Source organism: Vibrio sp. R10-SF1-ISO8 (assembly GCF_059833805.1).
Genome location: NZ_JCBDHL010000008.1, coordinates 245,073 through 261,681, shown reverse-complemented (window position 1 = coordinate 261,681; position 16,609 = coordinate 245,073). Strand labels below are relative to the sequence as shown.

Below are 16,609 nucleotides of genomic sequence, written 5' to 3'. Positions count from 1 at the left end.
ATAGCAACCTTACCAGCACCTAGCTACAATAGTGGCGTTCAAGCAGATATAGGTTTAAGGATGAACGCTTTACAACGTTTTTATCACTGGGTACATGAAACGCCATCGCTATTTAACCTGACACCTCCATTTGTCGATGTCAAAGCGCTGAATATCACTCCTCTAAAACAAGATGACTATCAAGGCAACCCTCGATTAGGATTCATCTACCAGCACCTATGCACTGAGCTCATCAGCAATAGTTCAAAATATTCGCTTCTCGAAGAAGAGATTCAAATCAACAAAGCGTCAGGCCAGACCATAGGCGCAATTGATCTCATTCTGGACAACCTTGAGTCACATCAGAAAGAACACTGGGAAGTCGCGATTAAGTTCTATCTTTTACATAAAGGCGTTTGGTACGGACCGAATGCCCACGATCAGCTAGACAAGAAACTCGCTAGAATGCTCTCTCATCAACTAAAAATGAGTGTATCTCCGGAATTCCTTGAACAATACCCTCACTACTCTGATCTCACTGAGCATCTGTTAATCCAAGGGCGTCTTTATATCAATCCTTTTTCACCAGAGACCATTCCGGAAGAGTGTCTAGGGCTCACGATAAACCCTAGCCAAATCACCGGATATTGGTGCTACCAAAGTCAGTGGGACCAGATTGGCGAACCGCTGTATGAACTCGAAAAACCACTTTGGGCCATCGGACTAGAAGAGTTCACCACCCCTATCGATAAGCCCAATGGAAGGTTTGTCCACGCTCAGACGAAAGGCAGTCAATTTTGGTTTGTTGTGCCTGACACTTGGCCGGGCTAATTAGTACTTAATCAGAAGGTTTCGTAACTCTTTTTATCGTCATCCTCAAGAGTGAGGTACGAGCGAGTTGGGGATCTCTTATAACAGAGGCAATACCAAAGAGATTCCTTACTCCCTCATTCTTCGGTCTAAGGAATGACAAATCTTTCTCTCGCAGGGCGAAGCCCGATCCCGTTTTCCATAGCGCAGCGTTCCCGCTCTCCATAGGACGAAGCCCGTTCCTTGTTTCACGAAAAAGGGCTGACAAATAGTCAGCCCTTGATACAACACTTAGTGGTCGGAATTAAAGACCTGCGTCAGCAAATACTTGATTCACGATATCTTGTGCTTCTGCTTCAATTTGCTTCAAATGCTCAGCGCCTTTAAAACTTTCACAGTAGATCTTGTAGATGTCTTCTGTGCCAGATGGGCGAGCCGCAAACCAACCATTTTCAGTCGTCACTTTCAGACCGCCGATTGCCGCACCATTGCCAGGAACATGCGTCAAACGTGCAGTGATCGCTTCACCCGCTAGCGTTTCTGCTGTCACCATCTCAGCAGACAGTTTCTTCAGCACATCTTTTTGCGGACCATTTGCCACAGCTTGAATACGGTTGTATTCAGAAGCACCATGCTTCGCCGCAAGTTCTTCATAGTACTCTTGAGGGTTCTTACCAGTGACGGCTGTAATCTCAGCAGCTAGAAGACATAAAATAATGCCATCTTTATCGGTTGACCAAGGTGTGCCATCTTTACGTAGGAAAGATGCCCCTGCTGACTCTTCGCCACCAAAACCAAATTTACCTTCATACAGGCCATCAACAAACCACTTAAAGCCAACAGGTACTTCACATAGCTCGCGACCAAGATCAGCAACAACACGGTCAATCAACGCACTTGAAACCAGTGTTTTACCAACAGCAACGTCTTTACCCCACCCTTCGCGATGACGGTATAAGTAGTCGATACACACTGCTAAGAAGTGGTTCGGGTTCATCAGACCTTTTGGCGTAACAATGCCATGGCGGTCGTAGTCAGGGTCATTACCAAACGCCAGGTCATATTCATCTTTTAGCGCTAATAAACCCGCCATTGCGTAAGGCGATGAACAGTCCATACGAACCACGCCGTCTTTATCTAACGACATAAACTGGAATGATGGGTCAATCGCTTCGCTAACCAAGGTAAGGTCTAGATTGTAAGCAGAGCCGATTTGACGCCAGTAGTCGATACCGCTGCCACCAAGTGGGTCAACTCCAATTTTTAGGTTTGCTTTTTGAATCGCTTCCATATCAATGACATTAACTAAATCATCAATGTACGGCTTAACAAGATCTTGCTCGATGAACAGTTGTGAAGCTTTGGCTTCGCCCAGAGGCATACGTTTAACGCCTTGCAAACCTTCAGCGATAAGTACATTTGCACGGTCTTGAATCGCTTGTGTCAATTCACCTTCCGCAGGACCGCCATGAGTTGGGTTGTACTTAATACCACCATCTTGCGGTGGGTTATGAGACGGCGTGATCACAATGCCGTCTGCTTTGTCTTGATGTTTCAGGTTGTAAGTCAGAATAGCGTGAGAAACACCCGGCGTTGGCGTATAACCGTTGTCTTGCTGAACAATCACTTGCACACCGTTAGCGACAAGCACCTCTACAACTGTTGAAAATGCTGGCTCAGATAACGCATGAGTATCTTTACCAACAAACAGTGGACCTGTTGTGCCTTTTTCTGCGCGAACTTCCGCAACGGCTTGAGCAATAGCTAAAATATGATGTTCATTGAACGTAGACTTGTCTGAACTACCACGGTGACCAGAAGTGCCAAATTCTACTTTGTGGTCAGGGTTCGAAGAGTCAGGTTGGAGAAGAAAATAATTTGCAACGAGGGCTGGAATATTATGCAGGTCTTGCTGTTGAGCTTTTTGTCCCGCTCGTGGGTGCATAGCCATTTGACATCCTTTCTTAAAAATATGTAGAAATAAAAAAACCTCATAATACGTTAACTGAGTTGTGCATTATGAGGTTTCTATCAGAATTCTCTAGATTGAGTTTGTCACTTTCTCAATCAGGTCTGATGGGAAATTCATTCTCGCCATCAGCTGGTCAACCATCTGCCTCTTGCGGCTAGTGTTATTATTAGTGATTACCCAAAATGGTGAACCTGGGATTGATTTCGGCTTAGTCGTGTTACCGTTAGCAAGTAGTGTTTGCTCATTATCAGCAAAGTAAACACGCTTACGACCTTTAACCTGGGTTGCTTCAGAAAAGTCACTCGGGTTAATGCGATGCAGCGTTGATAGAACCAGCATAAAGCGGTCAATCGCTTTCTTAAGACCAGCAAACTCGTCAGAGATAAGCAATGATCGCATCTCTTTAACGCTATCTACTGTTTCTTCTTTTATTGCATCTTTGCTAACCACTACACCCTTTGGTTGCGCCACAACCTGCGGCTTGGCAACAGGAGCTTGACCTTCAGTCATCAAAAGACGACGTAAAATGTCCGAAGCACTCTCACCAATATGCTGGGTTTGACTTGCGATGTAACGGTATAGATCCTCATCAACCTCAATTGTTTTCATTCGCTTTTCACAATCTCTATGTTTAAACTCTGGGGGATTATAGCGAGATCTTTAAAGAGACTCTACGGTTTACCTGTCACGAATAGAATAAAATGTCACATCTGCTCAACTACAAACTCGAAGGTGAGGGTCACACCATTGTATTGATCCATGGGTTGTTTGGTAATTTAGACAACTTAGGTTTACTTGCTCGCGATCTAAAAGAGGATCATCAAGTACTGAGTATTGACCTGCGCAACCATGGCCTCTCCTTTCAGAGTGATGAACATAGCTATCCATTAATGGCGCAAGATGTCTATGCATTGCTGCAACACCTTAACCTTTCTAACTACACTGTGGTCGGCCACTCCATGGGTGGCAAAGTAGCAATGAAATTGGCAGAAATTGCCCAAGATCAGATGCATAAACTGCTTGTTTTGGATATGGCCCCTGTTCGCTACACAGAAAGTCGACATGACAATGTATTCAATGGACTCAAAGCCGTCATCGAGCAAAAGCCAACTCAGCGTAAGCAAGCGCTAAACATTTTGGCCGAGCATATCGAACTAGAAGGTGTTCGCCAGTTTCTCGGTAAATCTTTGTATAACACAGGTGAACATTTGGCTTGGCGCTTTAATGTCGAAAGCTTGTGGGACAACTACTGGGAGATTCTTGGTTGGCAAACTATTGAAACAATTTCGACGCCTACCTTGTTTATCAAAGGGGGCGATTCAGATTACTTAACCGCAGAGCACCAAGGTCAAGTTCAACAGCAGTTCAGTAATGCCAAAGCGCATGTTATCGCCAATACCGGGCATTGGTTGCATGCCGAAAAGCCAGCTGAAGTGATACGTGCTATTCGCAAGTTCATCGCTTAAAACAGAATGAGAGATCAGTTGTACTATGCCCGTTAACTTTATTCAGTAACAGTGGTATAGTGCGGCGCAAGTAATTTGGCATAAAGGGATTCCATGCTCTACGACTACATGAACATGCTCGAGTCAATTGGTCTCGATCTGCTTTTCGCGTCTATCTTTTTCTTTATCGGTATGGCGATAAAAGATGTCTTAAAAGCGGGTAATGTTCCCCCTTTCGGTCGTCGCATTGTATGGTTAGTCCTATTCCTTGGCTGTGCTGGGTTTATCGCCAAAGGCATTATTCAGCTTAGCTGGGAAGGTGGTGGTATCGGCTGATATCAACCGAGCCCACAACAGAAATTAGTAAAGGTAACGAATCTATGGCAAGTGTAGGCATCTTCTTTGGTAGCGACACAGGTAACACTGAAGCTGTTGCAAAGATGATTCAAAAGCAACTAGGTAAACAACTGGTTCACGTTCAAGATATCGCTAAAAGCAGCAAAGAAGATATTGATAACTTCGATCTTCTGCTTCTTGGTATCCCAACTTGGTACTACGGCGAAGCACAATGTGACTGGGACGATTTCTTCCCTGAACTAGAGCAAATCGATTTTTCGACTAAGCTAGTCGCAATCTTTGGCTGTGGTGATCAAGAAGACTACGCAGAATACTTCTGTGACGCTATGGGCACAGTGCGTGATATCGTTGAAGCTAAAGGTGGTACTATCCTTGGCTACACTTCAACTGAAGGCTATGAGTTCGAAGCATCTAAAGGCCTAGTTGAAGGCGATGACAGCCAATTCGTTGGTCTATGTATCGATGAAGACCGCCAGCCAGAGCTAACTGATGAGCGCGTGAACAGCTGGTGTAAGCAGATTCACGAAGAGATGTGCCTAGCTGAGCTAGAAGACTAATCTGCTCGCCGAATTAAGAAACCTCCGTTACGGAGGTTTTTTTATGCCGTTTGTTCCTCTGCATCCTCTTCTCGAAATTGCGGTTTTTTACGCACATAGAGTTTGCGCTGCACCTCTGACACCACGTTGCCTCGTTTGTCTTTGACATAAATGATGAACTCTGGGAAACATTTATCTCCATCAGCCGTCTGCCTTAAAATGTCTTCAAGCTGATCTTGAGTAACACAAAACTCTGCGAACAGATCACTTTGGCCCGGCTTGATAAAGTTGATGCTCGCTTCCTTGTCCCAGACGTAGTAGCGTTCACCTAAAATTCCCATCAACATCAAAGAATAGACCGGGTCAGTTAGTGAGAAGATGCTGCCACCATATTGGGTACGATTAGCATTTTTATTCCACCACCGTAGCTTAAGTTTCATTTTGACTTCGCGAAAGTCGTCACTTATTGAGAGTATCTTGATCCCTGCCCCCCAAAACGGCGGCCAAGAGTTAAGAGCAAACTTAACCACTCCAGGTTTATAAATTTTAGCCAATGACTTATTCATTCCTTGTCCTTAACTGATTACCTTCCTCACTTGTTAAGCAATTGTAACTGGTCTGACATGTTTTATCAGTGACTTCTCACTTGTTTATAAAAAAATACTAGTAACCCTTTGAAGTTCGTGGTTTATTGTTTATCAGTACTACCCTATAATGATAGGAATATTGAATTCTGTTAATAACTGCAGATCATCAACAGGAAAGTATATGTCAGACAATAACCAAGCGCTCAAGGATGCTGGTCTTAAAGTTACCCTTCCAAGACTAAAGATTTTAGAAGTATTACAGCAACCTGAATGCCAACATATCAGTGCTGAAGAACTGTACAAAAAGCTGATTGATCTAGGTGAAGAGATTGGTCTAGCGACTGTATACCGCGTGTTAAACCAATTTGATGATGCAGGTATCGTAACTCGCCACCACTTTGAAGGCGGCAAATCTGTATTTGAACTGTCAACTCAGCACCATCATGACCATCTAGTGTGTCTAGATTGTGGTGAAGTGATTGAGTTTTCTGATGACATCATTGAAGAACGTCAGAAAGAAATCGCGGCCCAGTACAATGTTATTTTGACTAACCACAGCCTATACCTTTACGGTAAATGTGCTGACGGTAGCTGCAAAGACAACCCAGACGCGCATAAGTCGAAGAAATAATTTCGTCTTAACAACCAACTTTAAAACGTCAGCCAAAAGCTGGCGTTTTTTATTGCCTGCTATCTAATACCAATCGCCATCAATAAAAAAGCCAGTCACGAGGACTGGCTTTCAAACTAGAATGTAAGACGATTACTTAGCTTCGATTTTCGCCCAAGTGTCGCGAAGACCTACAGTGCGGTTAAACACTAAAGCTTCTGGCTTAGAGTCTTTAATATCTGCACAGAAGTAACCCATACGCTCAAACTGGAAACCCTTCTCAGCTTGCGCTTGAGCTAAGCTTGGCTCAACAAAACCATTCAGCTTAACCAGTGACTCAGAGTTGATTGTCTCAGCAAAGTTATCGGCTGCTGCTGGGTTTGGCACAGTGAACAAGCGATCGTATAGACGAATCTCAGCAGGCAAGCCTTTATCAGCAGACACCCAATGAATAACACCTTTCACTTTACGGCCATCAGCAGGGTTCTTACCTAGCGTGTCTGCATCGTAGCTACAGAAGATAGTGGTAATGTTACCCTCTGCATCTTTTTCGATACGCTCAGCTTTGATCACGTAAGCACCACGTAGGCGCACTTCTTTGCCCAGAACCAGACGCTTGTACTTCTTGTTCGCTTCTTCGCGGAAGTCTTCGCGCTCAATCCAAACTTCGCGAGTGAACGGTACTTCGCGCTCGCCCATCTCAGGTTTGTTTGGATGATTTGCTACAGTCAAAGACTCTACTTTGCCTTCTTCGAAGTTCTCGATAACGATCTTAACCGGATCGAGCACTGCCATTGCGCGAGGTGCGTTTTCGTTCAGATCATCACGAATACAAGACTCAAGAGAACTCATCTCAATCATGTTGTCTTGCTTAGTAACACCAATTCGTTTACAGAACTCTCGAATAGAAGCTGGCGTGAAGCCACGACGACGTAGACCAGAAATTGTCGGCATACGTGGGTCGTCCCAACCGTTCACTAGGTTCTCAGTGACAAGTTGATTTAGCTTACGCTTAGACATCACCGTGTACTCTAGGTTTAGGCGACTAAACTCGTACTGGTGAGGCTGGCAATCAATCGTGATGTTCTCTAGTACCCAGTCATACAGACGACGGTTATCTTGGAACTCAAGCGTACACAGTGAGTGTGTAATGCCTTCTAGTGCATCCGAAATACAGTGTGTAAAGTCGTACATTGGGTAGATGCACCACTTATCACCCGTTTGGTGGTGCTCAGCAAAGCGCACACGGTAAAGAACAGGATCGCGTAGCACAATGAAAGAAGATGCCAGATCAATCTTTGCACGTAGACACGCTTTACCTTCTTCGAATCCACCGTCACGCATCTTCTCAAATAGCGCTAAGTTTTCTTCAGGTGTACGATCACGGTACGGGCTTGGCTTACCAGGTTGGGTAAGTGTGCCACGATACTCACGGATCTGCTCAGGACTTAGCTCTTCAACGTACGCTAAGCCTTTGTTAATTAATTCCACTGCGTAGCCGTATAGCTTATCGAAGTAGTTTGATGAGTAACATACGTCCCCATCCCACTCGAAGCCTAACCAGCTCACATCATTCTTAATTGACTCAACGTATTCAACGTCTTCTTTTTCTGGGTTAGTGTCATCAAAACGTAGGTTACACTTTCCCTGGTAGTCCTGAGCAATACCAAAGTTTAAGCAAATTGACTTAGCGTGACCGATATGCAGATAGCCGTTTGGCTCTGGCGGGAAACGAGTATGCACGCTAGTGTGTTTACCATCCGCTAAATCTTTATCAATGATTTGGCGAATGAAATTCGATGGACGAGCCTCAGCTTCACTCATCTATAGCACCTCAATTGTTTTAGTATTGTTCAGATAATTCTTACTTAGACGATTCAAATGACCGTCAAGTACATAGCGTCTAATGATCCACAATTATGGTGGATTACACAACAATATCTCGAAGCAAAACGTCTTTTTTTTCTCTGTATGGTTAATAAGCTAGCAAGGATCAGTTTCGAAACCCTCTAAACGCAAGAAAGCCTCCCGAAGGAGGCTTTCATCACTTTCTTAGTTTACGTGTCGTAATTAAGGAAGTTTTACATCAGATAGGTCTTCGTTAGCACCGATTGCTTTCATTTCGCCAGCAACGATTTCAGCTAGAGGACCAAGGATAACTTGAAGGTTGTTCTCACCTAACTTAACAACACCTTTCGCACCAAGCTTCTTAAGTACAACTTCGTCAGCTACTGAGCGGTCTTTTAGAGTAAGACGTAGACGAGTGATACAAGCATCGATTGAAGTTAGGTTGTCGTGACCACCTAGAGCTTTCAGGTATTGACGCGCTAGGTCGCCGTTTTTCGCTTCACCAGCAGGAGCGCCTGCTGTTTCTTCATCATCGTCTTCACGACCTGGCGACTTCAGGTTGAATGCGCGGATTGCGAAGCTGAATGTGAAGAAGTATAGAGCACCAAAACCTAGACCGATTAGAAGTAGAGTTACCGGCTTAGTTGCTAGACCCCAGTTTAGGATGAAGTCGATGAGACCTGCAGAGAAGCCGAAGCCGTGCAGAGTACCAAACATGTTAGCAACAACTAGAGATAGACCTGTAAATACTGCGTGCATTGCGTATAGCGCAGGTGCAAGGAATACGAACATGAACTCTAGAGGCTCTGTGATACCTGTTAGGAAAGAACAGAAACCTACTGAGAATAGTGCACCACCAACTTGGCTACGTTTTTCAGCAGGAGCTGCTAGGTACATAGCTAGAGCTGCACCAGGTAGACCGAACATCATTACTGGGAAGAAACCGTTCATGAATACACCAGCAGACTTATCGCCGCCGAAGTAACGGTGTAGGTCACCAGATTTAACAGTTTCAGTAACTTCTTTAACTGTTGCAGTGATTTCTGGAGTTACAGAGTTAGCAAACTCAAACGTGTGAGATTGACCAGCAACAAGAGTCTTAGCTAGAGCAGGGTCTACACAAAGTTGCTGTAGAGCAGGAAGTGCTTGACCAGCAGCTTGAGCGCCAGTAACTAGAACTTCTTGACACGTACCCATACCGAACCAGAAGTAAGAGTTAAGAACGTGGTGAAGACCTACAGGGATAAGAGCACGGTTAAGAGTACCGTATACGAACTGACCGATAGCACCAGAAGTAGAAACTGCGTGTGCTAGTGCGTCTAGACCGCCTTGGATAGTTGGCCATACAACACCAGAGATAGCACCTGCAACTAGCGCGAATAGACCAGCCATGATTGGTACTAGACGTTTGCCAGAGAAGAATGCCAACCACTCAGGAAGACGTGTAGCATGGAAAGCGTTGTAAGAGTGACCAGCAATGATACCAGCGATGATACCACCGAAGAATGACATGTTAACGTCTGCGTTGATTGTAGTTGCTGTCGCCGTAAGAACGAAGTAAGCAACTGCACCCGCTAGACCTGCAGCACCTTGACCGTCTTTAGAAAGACCAATCGCGATACCTAGACCGAATAGTAGTGGAAGTTGACCAAAGATAGCGCCACCAGCTTGCGCCATAAATGGAATATCTAATAGGTCACCTTGACCCAAACGTAGTAAGAGCGCCGCAACTGGAAGCGTTGCGATAGGAAGCATAAGTGCTTTACCTAACTTTTGCGCATATCCAAGAATATTCACCTTAAGTTCCCCCTATAGGATTTTGTATTTTGGCTGAGCCACTTTTTTTAGCCGCTCAATTTAGTCCTGCTCAGTTTATGACATTAATTTTGCTCCGCAAATTAAAACCTCATCATTTGTGATCATAATCACCAGAAACAGGTGATCCGGAAGGTTTTTGCTAGCGAGATCATAAAACTTATTTTACAATACAAAAAAATAGCATTCATTGAGTCAGTTTCGCGGTACTCTTACTGTACTAACAAGGCCAAAGTGATTGTCCGGCTTAGCAATAATACCTGATGCCAATGCGACGTGAATCACTTACCATTGAAGCATTCACCACGATGCTTACATAATATTGAGAACTCATTTTTTCGTTTGCTAAAGATATTTTGCGATCTAATTGAAGCTTACAAATAAAGTACAACTATGTAGTGAAACACTGCTTCGATAGATAACCGAAGGCATTAAGATTCTAAACTTATAAGGATTAGCTAACCATGTATGCGCTAACTAACTGTAAAATTTATACCGGCAGCGACGTCCTCGTTGAACATGCGGTAATCATTAACAACAACCTGATCGAATCAGTTTGCCCTATCTCAGAGCTTCCTTCAGACATTGAAACAAGAGATCTAAACGGCGCAAATCTAAGTCCAGGCTTTATTGACCTGCAGTTAAATGGTTGTGGTGGCGTGATGCTAAACGACGAGATTACCGCTGAAACAATGCAAATCATGCATGAAGCCAATCTTAAGTCTGGTTGTACAAGCTTCCTTCCAACGCTCATTACTTCTTCTGACGAAGACATGCGCCAAGCAGTGGCTGCTGCACGCGACTATCATGCTCAGTATCAGAACCAATCTTTGGGCCTTCACCTTGAAGGTCCATACTTAAATGTGATGAAAAAAGGCATTCACAGTGTGGATCATATCCGCCCTTCTGAAGACAGCATGATCGATTTCATGTGCGAGAACACAGACGTCATCGCCAAAGTGACACTGGCTCCAGAACACAACGATCCTGAACATATCGAGCGCCTAAAGGCCGCTGGCATTGTGGTGTCAATTGGTCATACGAATGCCACTTATGCTGAAGCACGTAAAGGCTTTGAAGCGGGGATCTCATTTGCCACTCATTTGTTCAACGCAATGACACCTATGGTTGGCCGTGAACCTGGTGTGGTCGGCGCGATCTACGATACCCCTGAGGTTTATGCGGGCATCATTGCTGACGGTTTCCATGTAGACTATGCAAACATTCGTATCGCTCACAAAATTAAGGGCGAAAAATTAGTATTAGTGACCGATGCCACAGCTCCTGCAGGCGCTGACATGGATTACTTTATTTTTGTTGGTAAGAAAGTATATTACCGAGATGGTAAGTGTGTTGATGAAAACGGCACACTTGGCGGCTCAGCACTTACAATGATTGAAGCAGTTCAAAACACGGTTGAGCACGTCGGTATCGCACTGGACGAAGCACTTCGTATGGCTACTCTGTATCCTGCGAAAGCAATGGGTTTGGAAGAGAAACTAGGCCGAGTTAAAAAAGGCATGGTGGCTAACCTTACTGTATTTGATCGTGACTTCAATGTTCAGGCGACGGTTGTTAACGGACAATACGAGCAAAATTAAGAATGAATGGCGGACAAATAGGTAACGTAGATTTAGTAAAACAACTAAATAGTGCAGCTGTTTACAGGCTGATCGATCAGCAAGGTCCTATTTCTAGGATCCAAGTCGCTGATGTTAGCCAACTGGCACCTGCCAGTGTTACAAAAATTACCCGCCAACTTCTCGAGCGCGGCCTGATTAAAGAGGTCGCGCAACAAGCTTCCACAGGGGGACGCCGAGCGATCTCTTTAACGACAGAAGTTGAGCCTTTCCATTCGGTGGCAATTCGACTCGGTCGCGACTACCTTCAGTTCAGTTTGTACGATTTGGGCGGTAAAGAACTTGCCTCAGATTACAACGAGTTCTTCTATACGACCCAAGAAGAATTGGTCGAAGGTTTACTTTCCCAGTTAAAAACATTTATTCAAGATAACCAGACCAATATCAATCAACTCATTGCGATTGGTGTTGCCTTGCCCGGTCTCGTCAATCCAGAAACTGGCGTGGTTGAATACATGCCAAATATCTCAATTGACAACCTTGCGCTATCTGAGCTGATTCATAATACCTTCCATGTACAATGTTTTGTTGGCAACGACGTTCGTGGTATGGCGCTTGCTGAACACTATTTTGGTGCGAGCCAAGATTGCCAAGATTCCATTCTTGTCAGTGTTCACCGAGGGACTGGTGCAGGTATTATCGTTAACGGTCAAGTATTCCTTGGCTTTAACCGCAACGTGGGTGAGATCGGCCATATTCAAATTGATCCCCTTGGCGAGCAATGCCAGTGTGGCAACTTTGGCTGTCTAGAAACGGTTGCCGCTAACCCAGCTATCGTTGAGCGAGTCAACAAACTGATCAAACAAGGTTATGAATCGAGCTTAACTGAGCTTGAAACCATCAACATCTCTGACGTCTGTGAGCATGCCAATATGGGTGACGAGCTGGCTAAGCAAAGCTTAGTTCGCGTTGGTAACCAATTGGGTAAAGCGATTGCGATTACGATTAACTTGTTTAACCCACAAAAGATTGTCATTGCGGGTGATATTACTCAATGTGAAGAGATTCTTTTCCCAGCAATTCGCCGCAACGTTGAGAACCAATCACTGACCACTTTCCACACAGATTTGCCGATTGTTGCCTCTAAAATTGACAGACAGCCTACATTAGGTGCATTCGCAATGATCAAACGTGCAATGTTAAACGGAGTTTTGCTACAAAAATTGTTAGAAGATTAATCTTCTCCACCCTGTAAGCAACTAATTGAGTTAGAATAACGGGCTACGATATGTAGCCCGTTTTTTTAGGACGAAACAAAACGAATATGGAACTGATCTTGATTTCAGCGGCGTTTCTCGCCGGATTTATTGCACTGAAATGCAACCTCCCCCCTTTGGTTGGCTTTTTATTGGCAGGCTTCGGACTGCACGCTTTCGGCTTTCAGTCTAACGACACCATCATCACACTCGCTGATCTAGGTGTAACACTGCTTCTTTTTACCATTGGTCTGAAGCTCGATATCAAGACCCTACTCTCTAAAGAGATCTGGGCAGGTGCAACCTTACACAATCTATTGTCCACTGCACTCTTTAGTGTTGCGCTGTTCTGTTTCAAATTCTTAGGGGTCAGTTCGCTAGCGGCGATGTCTGTCGATCAAATCGTTTTACTCGGATTTGCTCTATCCTTCTCCAGTACCGTCTTTGCTGTAAAATCACTGCAAGAGAAAGGGGAGATGAATGCTACCTACGGCACCATTGCGATTGGTATTCTGGTCATGCAGGACATCTTCGCAGTTGTGTTCCTAACCGCATCAACGGGCAAGCTTCCTGAATGGTACGCTATTGCGCTATTTGGCTTACCATTACTCAGACCTCTATTCTTCAAAATGCTTGATTGGGTCGGCCACGGAGAAATGCTGGTACTTCTAGGGATTTTCTTTGCCCTAGTTGCAGGTGCTGGTCTATTCGAATTAGTCGGCATGAAGCCAGATCTCGGCGCTCTTATCCTTGGCATGTTACTCGCTGGACATAAGAAAGCCTCGGAGTTATCTAAATCTCTATTCAACCTAAAAGAGCTATTCCTAGTCTGCTTCTTCCTAAATATCGGCTTATCCGCTCAGCCAACGCTTTCTGGCTTTGCACTCGCTATTTTGTTCATGTTGCTACTGCCACTAAAAGGGATTCTCTACTTCTTAGTGCTTAATGCATTTAAGTTTCGCGTGCGCACCTCTCTACTTGCGTCATTAAGCCTATTTAACTTCAGTGAGTTTGGTCTTATCGTTGGTGGATTAGCCTTTAAAATGGGCTGGATGAGCGGTGATATTCTGGTTGCCCTAGCCATTGCAGTTTCAATTTCATTTGTATTAGCCGCACCACTGAGTCGCCACGGTCACTCGCTTTATCAACGCTCTGGTCGTTGGTTACGCGAACATGCAGCAGAAAACCTCAATATTCGCGATCAACTGATCAGCCCAGGGCATGCTCAGGTTCTTATCCTTGGTATGGGTCGAATTGGCACTGGTGCTTACGACGAACTGAGAAATCGCTATGGTAAAATCAGCTTAGGTATCGAAGTTCGCGAAGATGCCGCGCATCAGCACAAAGCTCACGGTAGAAACGTGATTGAAGGTGACGCGACCGACCCTGATTTTTGGGAACGCATATTAGACGTAGCCAACGTAAAACTCGTACTGCTCGCGATGCCACACCACCAAGGTAACCAAATCGCTTTAGAGCAACTACAGCGTAAAAACTTCCAAGGTCAGATCGCCGCTATTGCAGAATACCCAGATCAGCTAGATGCGTTGGTTGAAGGTGGTGTAGACGCTGCATTTAACATCTATAGTGAGGCAGGTAGCGGTTTTGCGAGGCATGTCTGCGATCAACTCAAGCCCAACTTCTCTAAATAATCTCAGTCAAAAGGCAGCAAATCGCTGCCTTTTTTGTCCCCGCCGAACAAAAACAAAGCAACACCTAGACTTCATTCACCAAAAACAAAATTTTATTAAATAAAATTTAATAACAACCGAGTTCATTAAACTTTTTCATCAAACACGGTTGATTTTTTTAATCAGAATGGCAAATTGAACTCAACAAGTTAATTTTATTTTAAAGGGAAGTTGTATGTGTTCGATTTTCGGTATTCTTGACATAAAGAGTGATGCAGAAGCGCTACGCCCTGTTGCTTTAGAAATGTCGAAGAAGCTTCGCCATCGTGGCCCTGACTGGTCTGGTATTTATTCTTCAGAGAAAGCAATTCTAGCTCATGAGCGTTTGGCGATTGTTGGTCTAAATAGTGGTGCGCAACCTCTATATAGCTCTGATAAAAAGCACATCCTTGCGGTCAATGGCGAGATCTACAACCACAAAGAAATTCGTGCGCGCTACGAAGGCAAATACGACTTCCAAACCGATTCTGACTGTGAAGTGATCCTAGCTTTGTATCAAGATCTCGGTGCAGATCTTCTAGAAGAGCTTAACGGTATTTTCGCTTTTGTTCTATACGATGAAGAGAAAGATACCTACCTCGTTGGTCGTGACCATATCGGTATTATTCCTCTATACCAAGGTTACGATGAGCACGGCAACTATTACGTAGCATCAGAAATGAAAGCGCTCGTACCAGTATGTAAAACAGTAAGCGAATTCCCTCCAGGTTGCTACTACAGTAGTGGGGATGCAGAGCCACAGCGTTACTACATTCGTGACTGGAACGAGTATGCTGCAGTTCAAGGTAACAGCACCAGCAAAGAAGAACTGACTGAAGCGCTAGAAGCTGCGGTTAAGCGTCAACTAATGACAGACGTTCCTTATGGTGTACTTCTATCTGGTGGTCTAGATTCTTCAATCACTTCTGCCGTTGCTAAGCGTTTTGCTGCTATGCGTATCGAAGATGATGAAAAGTCAGAAGCATGGTGGCCACAGCTACACTCATTTGCGGTTGGCTTAGAAGGTGCACCAGATCTGAAAGCAGCCCGTGAAGTCGCAGACAAGATAGGTACTGTTCACCATGAGATGACTTACACGATTCAAGAAGGCTTAGATGCCATCCGTGACGTTATCTACCACATTGAAACCTACGACGTAACCACCATCCGCGCTTCGACACCTATGTTCCTTATGGGCCGTAAGATCAAAGCAATGGGCATTAAGATGGTTCTTTCTGGTGAAGGTGCCGATGAGATCTTCGGTGGCTACCTCTACTTCCATAAAGCGCCAAACGCAAAAGAGTTCCATGAGGAAACAGTACGTAAGCTACTAGCACTCAACATGTTTGACTGTGCTCGTGCTAACAAATCGCTGGCTGCGTGGGGTGTTGAAGGTCGAGTACCATTCCTAGATAAAGAGTTTATCGACGTGGCAATGCGTCTAAACCCTGAAGACAAGATGTGTGGCAACGGTAAGATGGAAAAACACATCCTGCGTGAGTGCTTCGAGCATTACCTACCAGACTCCATTGCATGGCGTCAGAAAGAGCAGTTCTCTGATGGTGTAGGTTACAGCTGGATCGATACGCTAAAAGAAGTGGCTGAAGCGAAAGTCTCTGATCAACAAATGGAAACAGCAGCCTACCGCTTCCCATACAACACGCCAACAACAAAAGAAGGCTATGTATACCGAGAGATCTTTGAAGAGCTATTCCCGCTTCCATCAGCAGCAGAATGTGTCCCAGGAGGCCCATCGGTAGCTTGTTCGTCAGCTAAGGCTATTGAATGGGATGAGTCATTCAAGAACATGGCCGATCCATCAGGTCGAGCAGTTCAAAGCGTTCATAACGACTCTTACTAATCAAAAACAAACTTAAAAGAGGCTCATAGAGCCTCTTTTTTTTTCACCGTAAGCTTCTTCAATTGATGAAAATTAACCCATTTGGTTACTTACCAGCCAACCCTTGTCAATATTGCCTACTTCTCTTTACTCTTTGATATGACAGCGTATTGTAAAAACAACAATCTCGATTTTGAAAACTAAGTTTGTAGCACGTCATTTTTTGAGCAATTAATGAAAATACCTCTATTAATTCAACACCTTAAATGAAAACCATAAATACCACTTATAGTTTGGAGCGTTG

14 protein-coding genes are annotated in these 16,609 nt (G+C 44.5%); 9 read left to right on the top strand and 5 right to left on the bottom strand.

Going from position 1 to position 16,609, the window contains the following annotated elements; translation table 11 throughout:
* Nucleotides 1–60: 60 nt before the first annotated feature.
* Entirely contained in the window at nucleotides 61–810 is a 750-nt protein-coding gene (locus AC6R00_RS04865) for a DUF1853 family protein (RefSeq protein WP_500639506.1), read from the top strand.
* Between the two features lie 283 nt (nucleotides 811–1,093).
* Here the strand turns inward: AC6R00_RS04865 and pgm are convergent, their stop codons facing one another.
* Entirely contained in the window at nucleotides 1,094–2,740 is a 1,647-nt protein-coding gene (pgm, locus tag AC6R00_RS04860) for a phosphoglucomutase (alpha-D-glucose-1,6-bisphosphate-dependent) (RefSeq protein ID WP_500639505.1), read from the bottom strand.
* Between the two features lie 90 nt (nucleotides 2,741–2,830).
* Nucleotides 2,831–3,370: a replication initiation negative regulator SeqA gene (seqA, locus tag AC6R00_RS04855; RefSeq protein ID WP_500639504.1), complete on the bottom strand. Its 540-nt coding sequence runs from the start codon at nucleotides 3,368–3,370 to the stop codon at nucleotides 2,831–2,833.
* A gap of 92 nt (nucleotides 3,371–3,462) precedes the next feature.
* Here seqA and AC6R00_RS04850 point away from each other — a divergent pair, with 92 nt between their 5' ends.
* From AC6R00_RS04850 to fldA, 3 genes are all read left to right on the top strand, one after another.
* Nucleotides 3,463–4,227 carry an alpha/beta fold hydrolase gene (locus AC6R00_RS04850; RefSeq protein WP_500639503.1) on the top strand — a complete coding sequence of 255 codons (765 nt, stop codon included), beginning with the start codon at nucleotides 3,463–3,465 and terminating at the stop codon, nucleotides 4,225–4,227.
* A gap of 93 nt (nucleotides 4,228–4,320) precedes the next feature.
* Nucleotides 4,321–4,542 (top strand): DUF2788 domain-containing protein, encoded by a 222-nt coding sequence (locus tag AC6R00_RS04845; protein ID WP_004744504.1) that lies wholly within the window; start codon nucleotides 4,321–4,323, stop codon nucleotides 4,540–4,542.
* A gap of 44 nt (nucleotides 4,543–4,586) precedes the next feature.
* Nucleotides 4,587–5,120, top strand: coding sequence for a flavodoxin FldA (gene fldA / locus AC6R00_RS04840; RefSeq protein ID WP_004744503.1), 534 nt, complete (start codon nucleotides 4,587–4,589; stop codon nucleotides 5,118–5,120).
* 41 nt (nucleotides 5,121–5,161) lie between these two features.
* On the opposite strand, the gene AC6R00_RS04835 is transcribed toward fldA, so the two are convergent.
* Nucleotides 5,162–5,665 (bottom strand): DUF4442 domain-containing protein, encoded by a 504-nt coding sequence (locus AC6R00_RS04835; protein WP_069665726.1) that lies wholly within the window; start codon nucleotides 5,663–5,665, stop codon nucleotides 5,162–5,164.
* A 202-nt stretch (nucleotides 5,666–5,867) separates the two neighbouring features.
* Here AC6R00_RS04835 and fcrX point away from each other — a divergent pair, with 202 nt between their 5' ends.
* Nucleotides 5,868–6,317, top strand: coding sequence for a ferric iron uptake transcriptional regulator FcrX (fcrX, locus tag AC6R00_RS04830; RefSeq protein ID WP_004744501.1), 450 nt, complete (start codon nucleotides 5,868–5,870; stop codon nucleotides 6,315–6,317).
* Between the two features lie 132 nt (nucleotides 6,318–6,449).
* Here the strand turns inward: fcrX and glnS are convergent, their stop codons facing one another.
* The gene (glnS, locus tag AC6R00_RS04825; protein WP_500639502.1) at nucleotides 6,450–8,120 is read right to left on the bottom strand and encodes a glutamine--tRNA ligase; all 1,671 of its coding nucleotides are present in this window, start codon (nucleotides 8,118–8,120) and stop codon (nucleotides 6,450–6,452) included.
* A 246-nt stretch (nucleotides 8,121–8,366) separates the two neighbouring features.
* Nucleotides 8,367–9,941, bottom strand: coding sequence for an N-acetylglucosamine-specific PTS transporter subunit IIBC (nagE, locus tag AC6R00_RS04820; protein ID WP_239826336.1), 1,575 nt, complete (start codon nucleotides 9,939–9,941; stop codon nucleotides 8,367–8,369).
* 482 nt (nucleotides 9,942–10,423) lie between these two features.
* Between nagE and nagA the strand changes: the two genes are divergently transcribed.
* The 4 genes from nagA (at nucleotide 10,424) to asnB (ending at nucleotide 16,326) form a co-directional block, all read left to right on the top strand.
* A complete protein-coding gene (gene nagA, locus AC6R00_RS04815) occupies nucleotides 10,424–11,560 on the top strand; it encodes an N-acetylglucosamine-6-phosphate deacetylase (RefSeq protein WP_500639501.1) in 1,137 nt (378 codons plus the stop codon).
* A gap of 2 nt (nucleotides 11,561–11,562) precedes the next feature.
* Nucleotides 11,563–12,777, top strand: coding sequence for a DNA-binding transcriptional regulator NagC (gene nagC / locus AC6R00_RS04810; RefSeq protein ID WP_500639500.1), 1,215 nt, complete (start codon nucleotides 11,563–11,565; stop codon nucleotides 12,775–12,777).
* An 86-nt stretch (nucleotides 12,778–12,863) separates the two neighbouring features.
* Nucleotides 12,864–14,447, top strand: a complete 1,584-nt coding sequence (locus AC6R00_RS04805) for a cation:proton antiporter domain-containing protein (RefSeq protein WP_500639499.1) — start codon at nucleotides 12,864–12,866, stop codon at nucleotides 14,445–14,447.
* A 214-nt stretch (nucleotides 14,448–14,661) separates the two neighbouring features.
* A complete protein-coding gene (gene asnB, locus AC6R00_RS04800; protein ID WP_239852032.1) occupies nucleotides 14,662–16,326 on the top strand; it encodes an asparagine synthase B in 1,665 nt (554 codons plus the stop codon).
* Nucleotides 16,327–16,609 lie beyond the last annotated feature (283 nt).

Coding starts and splice junctions, on each gene's coding strand:
- AC6R00_RS04865 (WP_500639506.1), top strand. CDS start 61: ATGAACGCTTTACAACGTTTTTATCACTGGGTACATGAAACGCCATCG.
- pgm (WP_500639505.1), bottom strand. CDS start 2,740: ATGGCTATGCACCCACGAGCGGGACAAAAAGCTCAACAGCAAGACCTG.
- seqA (WP_500639504.1), bottom strand. CDS start 3,370: ATGAAAACAATTGAGGTTGATGAGGATCTATACCGTTACATCGCAAGT.
- AC6R00_RS04850 (WP_500639503.1), top strand. CDS start 3,463: ATGTCACATCTGCTCAACTACAAACTCGAAGGTGAGGGTCACACCATT.
- AC6R00_RS04845 (WP_004744504.1), top strand. CDS start 4,321: ATGCTCTACGACTACATGAACATGCTCGAGTCAATTGGTCTCGATCTG.
- fldA (WP_004744503.1), top strand. CDS start 4,587: ATGGCAAGTGTAGGCATCTTCTTTGGTAGCGACACAGGTAACACTGAA.
- AC6R00_RS04835 (WP_069665726.1), bottom strand. CDS start 5,665: ATGAATAAGTCATTGGCTAAAATTTATAAACCTGGAGTGGTTAAGTTT.
- fcrX (WP_004744501.1), top strand. CDS start 5,868: ATGTCAGACAATAACCAAGCGCTCAAGGATGCTGGTCTTAAAGTTACC.
- glnS (WP_500639502.1), bottom strand. CDS start 8,120: ATGAGTGAAGCTGAGGCTCGTCCATCGAATTTCATTCGCCAAATCATT.
- nagA (WP_500639501.1), top strand. CDS start 10,424: ATGTATGCGCTAACTAACTGTAAAATTTATACCGGCAGCGACGTCCTC.
- nagC (WP_500639500.1), top strand. CDS start 11,563: ATGAATGGCGGACAAATAGGTAACGTAGATTTAGTAAAACAACTAAAT.
- AC6R00_RS04805 (WP_500639499.1), top strand. CDS start 12,864: ATGGAACTGATCTTGATTTCAGCGGCGTTTCTCGCCGGATTTATTGCA.
- asnB (WP_239852032.1), top strand. CDS start 14,662: ATGTGTTCGATTTTCGGTATTCTTGACATAAAGAGTGATGCAGAAGCG.